Annotated in this window: 7 protein-coding genes; 4 read left to right on the top strand and 3 right to left on the bottom strand. The window is 68.6% G+C overall.

All coding sequences use genetic code 11. The features are described 5' to 3' along the window. From CA982_RS25965 to CA982_RS25975, 3 genes are all read left to right on the top strand, one after another. Positions 1-719 (top strand): SDR family oxidoreductase (locus CA982_RS25965; RefSeq protein ID WP_144066133.1); only part of this gene is annotated, 719 nt, incomplete at its 5' end. 59 nt (positions 720-778) lie between these two features. After that, positions 779-1,663, top strand: a complete 885-nt coding sequence (locus CA982_RS25970) for an SDR family oxidoreductase (protein ID WP_086537934.1) — start codon at positions 779-781, stop codon at positions 1,661-1,663. Then, on the top strand, positions 1,660-2,040 hold the full coding sequence (locus tag CA982_RS25975; RefSeq protein ID WP_086537935.1) for a DUF8021 domain-containing protein: 381 nt from the start codon (positions 1,660-1,662) through the stop codon (positions 2,038-2,040). The genes CA982_RS25970 and CA982_RS25975 overlap by 4 nt, the downstream gene beginning before the upstream one ends. A gap of 77 nt (positions 2,041-2,117) precedes the next feature. Here the strand turns inward: CA982_RS25975 and CA982_RS25980 are convergent, their stop codons facing one another. Continuing rightward, positions 2,118-2,774 (bottom strand): GNAT family N-acetyltransferase, encoded by a 657-nt coding sequence (locus tag CA982_RS25980; protein ID WP_086537936.1) that lies wholly within the window; start codon positions 2,772-2,774, stop codon positions 2,118-2,120. A gap of 169 nt (positions 2,775-2,943) precedes the next feature. Between CA982_RS25980 and fadD8 the strand changes: the two genes are divergently transcribed. Then, on the top strand, positions 2,944-4,584 hold the full coding sequence (fadD8, locus tag CA982_RS25985; RefSeq protein ID WP_086537937.1) for a fatty-acid--CoA ligase FadD8: 1,641 nt from the start codon (positions 2,944-2,946) through the stop codon (positions 4,582-4,584). A gap of 34 nt (positions 4,585-4,618) precedes the next feature. Here the strand turns inward: fadD8 and CA982_RS25990 are convergent, their stop codons facing one another. Further along, positions 4,619-5,737, bottom strand: coding sequence for a DUF5685 family protein (locus CA982_RS25990; protein ID WP_086537938.1), 1,119 nt, complete (start codon positions 5,735-5,737; stop codon positions 4,619-4,621). Positions 5,738-5,819: 82 nt separating this feature from the next. Next, positions 5,820-6,803 carry a helix-turn-helix transcriptional regulator gene (locus CA982_RS25995; protein WP_086537939.1) on the bottom strand — a complete coding sequence of 328 codons (984 nt, stop codon included), beginning with the start codon at positions 6,801-6,803 and terminating at the stop codon, positions 5,820-5,822. Positions 6,804-6,946 lie beyond the last annotated feature (143 nt).

The following is a 6,946-nucleotide window of genomic DNA, read 5'->3' on the forward strand; positions in this document are numbered from 1 at the left end:
GGGTGGGGGCGGGGATCACCCGCGTCCTGGGCTCGCTCGGTGCGCGACCGGTGATCTGCGGGCGCAACGCGGACAATCTCGCCGACGATCTACGCGACCTCGACTTCGTGTCCTGCGATGTGCGCGACGCGGACGCGGTCGAGGCGATGATGGACGAGATCACCGGGCGCGCCGGTCGCATCGACGGTGTCGTGAACAACGCCGGTGGCTCGCCCTTCGCGCTGGCGGCCGACGCGTCGGTCCGGTTCGCGAGCAAGATCGTCGACCTCAACCTGCTGGCCCCGCTGGCCGTGGCGCGTGCGGCCAATGCCGTGATGCAGACGCAGCCCGACGGTGGTGCGATCGTCAACATCTCGAGTGTGAGTGGCCACCGGCCCTCACCCGGCACCTCGGCCTACGGGGCCGCGAAGGCCGGACTCGACAATCTGATGAGTTCCCTCGCCGTCGAATGGGCGCCGCGGGTGCGGGTCAATTCGGTGGTTGCCGGTCCGGTCGTCACCGAGCAGTCGCACCTGCACTACGGCGACGACGCAGGTGTCGCGGCGGTCGGCGAGACCATCCCGATGGGCCGCATGGCCACCCCCGCCGACGTGGGCAATGCCGTGGCATTCCTGTTGTCGCCGCTCGCCGGTTACATCAGCGGATCGACGCTGACCGTGCACGGGGGTGGCGAGAAACCGGCATTCCTCGACGCCGCGACCGCCGGCAACGCAGTCTGAGACCCGGCGCGCTGATCGGGTCGAGAGAAGTTCGGAAAGGAAACAGTGTGAGCAGCAGAATGAATGAGGGTCGTGTCGTCATCGTGACCGGCGCCGGCCAGGGCATCGGACGCGCTCATGCCCTCGCGTTCGCCGCCGACGGCGCGAAGGTCGTCGTCAACGACTACGCCGAGGACCCGGCGAGTGAGGTGGTCGACGAGATCGTCGCCGCGGGCGGACAGGCTGTCGCGTCGGTGGGCGACGTCGCCGACTGGGATGCGGGTGCGGCCATGGTCGAGACCGCGCTCGCCGAGTTCGGTCGCCTCGACGTCCTGGTCAACAATGCGGGTTTCGTGCGCGATCGGATGCTGGTCTCGCTGTCGGAGGACGAGTGGGATGCGGTCGTCCGCGTCCACCTCAAGGGACATTTCGTCGGCCTGCGGCACGCGGCCGCGTACTGGCGCGCCCAGGCCAAGGCCGGCGAACTTCCGCAGGCGCGCATCATCAACACGAGTTCGGGTGCGGGACTGTACGGTTCGGTGGGGCAGGGCAATTACGTCGCGGCGAAGGCCGGCATCGCGGCCCTGACGATCCAGGCGGCGGCGGAACTGGGGTCGTATGGTGTGACCGTGAACGCGATCGCCCCGGCCGCCCGTACCCAGATGACCATGGGTGCCGGTGAGGCGATGGCTGCTCAGATGGCGGCGCCCGCCGACGGCTCCTTCGACTCGATGGACCCGGCGAACGTCTCGCCGCTCGTGGTCTGGCTGGGCTCGCCCGCCGCGGGCTCGGTGACCGGCCGCGTGTTCGAGGTCGAGGGCGGCAAGATCTCGGTCACGGATGGCTGGCAGCGAAGCGTCGAGCGGGACAAGGGTTCTCGGTGGGAGGCCGGCGAGCTGGGCCCGGTGATCGAGGAGATCCTGGCGAAGGCGCCGGTGCCGATGCCGGTGTACGGCGCGCGATGACGCCACCCGCCGATTCGTCGGCTGACCGGATCGCCGCGGCCAGGGCGTACGTCGATGCCCTGGTCAGTCACGATCCGTCGGCGGTCGCACTGCACCCGGACTGCACCCGAGTGGAGTTCGGTGTCAAGACCGGACGCAACGGCGGCCACATCGCCCGGAGCCTCGCGCGCGGTCCGCAGTTCCGCCTCATCCATCGGATCTCGGACTTCACCGCCACCGTCGACGGTCACAGCGTGACCACCCGCTACGTGGTCCACGTCCGACCGAAGGCGCTACGACTGGGGGCGACGGTGTCGGAGACCTTCGTGGTCGACGAGGACAACCGGATCCGTGCGATCGTCGCCCACTTCGGGCTCCCGCGGCCCCAACGGGTCTGACCGCCGGGCACATCCGCACCGAACGAACACCCACCGCCTGGCGTGGCGGTGGGTGTTCGGCTTCTGGTGGGTGTGCGTCAGGCGCCCGGCGCGCGGACGACCATCGGCACGCCCGGGAAGTAGGCGGCCATCTCCGAACGGGACTTGCGCAGCGCGGCGGTGCCGTACCCCGACTTGCGGAACTGCGGATGGATCCAGATGCGCAGGTCGATCTCCCCGTCCTTCAATTCACCGAACACGAAGCCCACCTTCGACTCGCCCTCGACGGCGACCAGCCAGACGGCCTCCTCGGCGTCGACCCGGTCGGTGGCGGCGCTGATCTCGGCCGCGACATCTCCGGCCGGAGCGCCGGAACCGTCACCGGCGGTGCCGATCTCGTTGGTCCGCGCCGAGAACAGCTCCGCGTCGGCGGACGGGTCGAACGGACGGAGGTCGAGCGTGTCCCCGCTGCTCGCGGGCCGCTCGGCCAGCGTGAAGGTGAGGGCGCTGTTGAGGTCGTCGAGTTCGGCCTGGTTCTTGCGACGGTCGTCTTTGGTGAGCTGATCGAGTTTCATGTCCAGGATGGCCTCGGCGCCGAGTCGGGATTTCCCGAGCAGATCGACGATCGCGGTGACGGCCTCGTCGTGATTCTCGGCGTCCACGATGGCATCGAGGACCTCATGGCGACGTTCGAGGGCGGTCAGCAGGGCGTCGGCGATGTCGCGCCGGGTGGTGGCGAGGTCGAGATCAGTCATGACTCGATCCTAGGTCACCGGTGGTTCCCATGCGGGGGACATCCGGCGCGTGCGCAGGGGGTCGGACGACGTCTCGGGAATGCGAATCTAGAACAAGTTCTACCGTTGAGTCTGCCGGTTTTGGTGGAGATTCTTCCCTCAGGCTGTAACACGTCCTAGTCTGTTGGTCATGACGAACGAGGGTACGACGACAGCACCGGCCGACTTCGATCACCTGCGCGGGGGCACGCACATGGGCGACCTGATGGTCGCGGCGTTGCGGCGGCACGCCGACCGCACCGTGCTGTCCCTCGGCGACACGGAGATGACCGGCGGTGAGATGGCCGCATCGATCAGCCGGTACATCCAGGCCTTCGAGGGGCTCGGAGCCGGCACCGGGACCGCGGTAGGGCTGCTCGCGCTGAACCGTCCGGAAGTGCTGTTCGTGATCGGAGCCGGCCAGACCCAGGGATGGCGCCGCACCGCACTGCATCCCCTGGGCTCGCTCGACGACCACGCCTACGTGCTGTCCGACGCCGGTGTGTCGACCCTCATCATCGATCCGGTGCCCATGTTCGTGGAGCGGGCAGCGGCGCTGCTCGAACGGGTGCCCGGCCTCAAGCAGGTGCTGACGCTCGGGCCGGTACCCGAGCAGCTGGCCGCCCACGCGCGCGACGTCATCGCCGAGGCCGACGGCTTCGAGCCGAAGCCCCTTGTGGCGGCCCACCTCTCGCCCGACCACGTCGTCTCCATCACCTACACCGGCGGGACCACCGGCAAGCCGAAGGGGGTCATCGGGACGGCGCGGGCGATGTCGACGATGACGCAGATCCAGCTCGCCGAATGGGAATGGCCCGAGCATCCGCGCTTCCTGCTCTGCACGCCCCTCTCGCACGCGGGTGCCGCTTTCTTCGTCCCGACCCTCATGAAGGGCGGATCGATGGTGGTGCTGTCCAAGTTCGACCCGGCCGAGGTGCTGCGCACGATCGAGGAGCAGAAGATCACCGCGACGATGCTGGTGCCGTCGATGCTGTACGCACTGATGGACCACCCGGATTCGAAGACGCGCGACCTGTCCTCGCTGGAGACTGTGTATTACGGTGCGTCGCCGATCAATCCGGTCCGGCTCGCCGAGGCGATCGAGCGCTTCGGGCCGATCTTCGCGCAGTACTACGGCCAGTCCGAGGCGCCGATGGTCATCAGCTACCTGGCCAAGGACGACCATCCGGGTCCCGGCGAGGACCAGCGTCGGTTGAGCAGTTGTGGACGACCGTCGGCCTTCCTGCGCACCGCCCTGCTCGGACCCGACGACAAGCCCGTGCCGCAGGGCGAGCCCGGCGAGATCTGTGTCGCCGGACCACTTCTCGCCGGCGGGTACCTGGGTCTCCCGGAGCAGACCGCGGACACCTTCCGCGACGGCTGGCTGCGCACCGGCGACGTCGCCCGCGAGGACGAGGACGGCTTCTGGTTCATCGTCGACCGCACCAAGGACATGATCGTCACCGGCGGGTTCAATGTGTTCCCGCGCGAGGTCGAGGATGTCGTCGCCGAGCATCCGGCCGTGGGGCAGGTCGGTGTCATCGGTGTCCCGGACGAGAAGTGGGGCGAGGCGGTCACCGCGATCGTCGTGCTCCGCGCCGACGCCGATGACGCGGCGAAAGACCGCATCACCACGGAGATCCAGCAGTCCGTGAAGGACCGCAAGGGTGCGGTGCAGTCACCGAAGCAGGTCATCTTCGCCGACGCGCTGCCGTTGACGGCACTCGGCAAACCCGACAAGAAGGCGCTGCGGTCTCAATACTGGGCCGACTCCGACCGTGGAGTCGGCTAGGTCGTCGTTCGCAGGGGCGTGAACCCGACGCAGGTCAGAGATCGCAGCAGTCGCAACAATCGCAGCAGTCGCAGTCGTCGCAGGCCGCGTCCTTGTACTTGTCGGTGAAGTGATTCCAGTGGTCGGTGCAGCAGGCCTTGCCGAAGCAGGAAACCCCGATGAAGGGCAGAATGCGTTCGGCGAAGGACCGATTCGGCTTGAACGGCGGCGGGTACGGCCATTCCTCCGGGTAGCCGAACGGCCGGTGCGGTGGCCACTGGGTGCGCGAGTCGGCGAGCACCGAGGTGGCATCCGCGTGCGGGTGCATGCGCTTGTGGATGGCGTGGCGCAGTCCGTCGAGCAGGACCACGCGGAGCAAGCGGTCGTCGGCGAGGGAGAGGTCGGCATAGCGCGTCCGGATCGCAGCCGCCAGTCGCCGGCACCGGTCGAGGGCGGCCTCGGGTGACGTCCCGGTGGCCCGGAGTGGGTTGTACCGCCCCTCGGCGGCGTCGGAGTCGTAGTCGTCGACTGCATCGAGGAGGTGCGCGATCCGGCCGAAGTCCGCGCCGATGTCGCGCAGCGGCTCCAGATTCCCGGGCACGTCGGCAAGCGCTGCCGACGTGGAGAAGACCTGTGCCGCAGCGACCGCCGATGGTTCGGTGAGGTCGTCGAGCGCCCGGCTGGTCGACTCGATCTCCGCCTGCCGTGACAGCGTCGTGATCATGGCGTCGATGTCGAGCCGGTCGGCGACCGTGGTGTCGGCCGCTGCGTGCCGGCGCAGATGACCCCCGGCATATCCGGCGAGTGTCGCGCGGATCGGTCGTCGGGGTGCGAGTGCGTGGCGTTGTTCACCGCCGACGTCGGCCGCCTTCGCGGCGGCGAGGGTGAGCGACGCGGTGGTGGCCAGACGCACACCCGGTTCGTCGGCGGACACGACTGTCGCCGTGCGCATCCCACGGAGGGGACACCGGCCGGCCTCGGTGGACGCGCACTCCGACGCCGACTGGGCGGCGGTGAGGATCGAGATCATCACCGCGTCGGTGTTGACCGTCAACCTGCTCGACTGGCCGTGGTTGTCGCGCAGCGAGATACAGACCCCGCACAGGTGGGAGCGCCACTGGTCCATCAGGTCGTCGTCGAGTGCGTGTCGACATGGAGTGAGAACCCCGAACATCCGAGAATCAGATCACACGACCGGAACGGTCGCCAGGAGATTCATTCGTTCGGTGCAGCCGCGTCCGGCGGCCCCACCGGTGTCAGTCGCCCCGTATCTGCATGGCACGGGTGGTGATCGCGTCGCGTAGCCAATCGGGCTCGCGGACCACGAAGTCGTGATCGAACATCGTCGCCCAGAGGGCACGGACCGCGTGCCGGCGGTCGGCGAACCGGAGTTCGAGAAGGCAGCGGCCCGGCATCGACTCGTCGACATGTGTTGCGGCGGCGGCGATCGATCCGATCCGTTCGGCGTCCTCGGCGGAGCAGTCGAGCACCACCTCGACCGGTTCGAAGGAGCGCCGGAACGCCTCACGGTGCCGCTCCCAGATCGCAGCGAGGTCGACCTCGTCGGAGCGGTGCGCCGGTTCGTCGAGGATGTCCACATCGGACATCCGCGACAGCCGGAACATCCGTTCGGTCGGTGTCGCGTCGGCCGTCGCGTGCCGGGTCTTCGGTGCGGGGGCGTGGGGTTGACCGAATCCCGCGACGAGATACCAGGTCTCACCCGCCACGACCAGCCCGATCGGGTCCAGGAGGTGCTCGCGCGCGGTGTCTGCACCCCGGCTCCGGTAGCGCACACGGATCCGTCGGCCCTCGAACACCGCGATCTGCACGGCCTGGAGGCTGTCGAGGACCTCGGGGGTTCTGACGAAACCCTCCGGACGGACCAGGATCCGCTGCGCGGCCCGCACTGCGTGGCTGCGATGTGCTTCGGGTAAAGCTGCGGTCACCTTCCGCATGGCACTGGTGAAGGCGGGGGAGTCGACCCGCCCGGTGCCGGCGAGGAGGGATGTCGCCTCGTCGACGGTCAGACCCGTGAGATCGGTTCGGTATCCCGGCACCAGCGCCAAGCCACCGTGCCGGCCGCGCTCGGCGTAGACCGGCACGCCGGACAGCGACAGCGCGTCGATGTCGCGGAGCACGGTCCGCTCGGAGACCCCGAGTTCGGCGGCCAACTCGGCAGCCGTCACCCGATCGTGCTTCTTCAGCACCATCAGCAGGGCTATCAGACGTTCGGCGCGCACGACTGTGATTCTCTCCCGAAAACATGACAGGAGGTGTCATGTATTGCGGATTCACTGGTGTTCGACCGTTCACCGACCACGGAAGGACTCACCATGACCGCGCCGACCCCCACCCCCGCAACCCCGCAGGCGCCGAGGATGCC

Source organism: Gordonia lacunae, assembly GCF_002149015.1.
In the GTDB taxonomy this organism is placed as follows: domain Bacteria; phylum Actinomycetota; class Actinomycetes; order Mycobacteriales; family Mycobacteriaceae; genus Gordonia; species Gordonia lacunae.

Bases quoted from the DNA above. Each gene is read 5' to 3' on its own strand.
- CA982_RS25970 (WP_086537934.1), top strand. From the start codon at position 779: ATGAATGAGGGTCGTGTCGTCATCGTGACCGGCGCCGGCCAGGGCATC.
- CA982_RS25975 (WP_086537935.1), top strand. From the start codon at position 1,660: ATGACGCCACCCGCCGATTCGTCGGCTGACCGGATCGCCGCGGCCAGG.
- CA982_RS25980 (WP_086537936.1), bottom strand. From the start codon at position 2,774: ATGACTGATCTCGACCTCGCCACCACCCGGCGCGACATCGCCGACGCC.
- fadD8 (WP_086537937.1), top strand. From the start codon at position 2,944: ATGACGAACGAGGGTACGACGACAGCACCGGCCGACTTCGATCACCTG.
- CA982_RS25990 (WP_086537938.1), bottom strand. From the start codon at position 5,737: ATGTTCGGGGTTCTCACTCCATGTCGACACGCACTCGACGACGACCTG.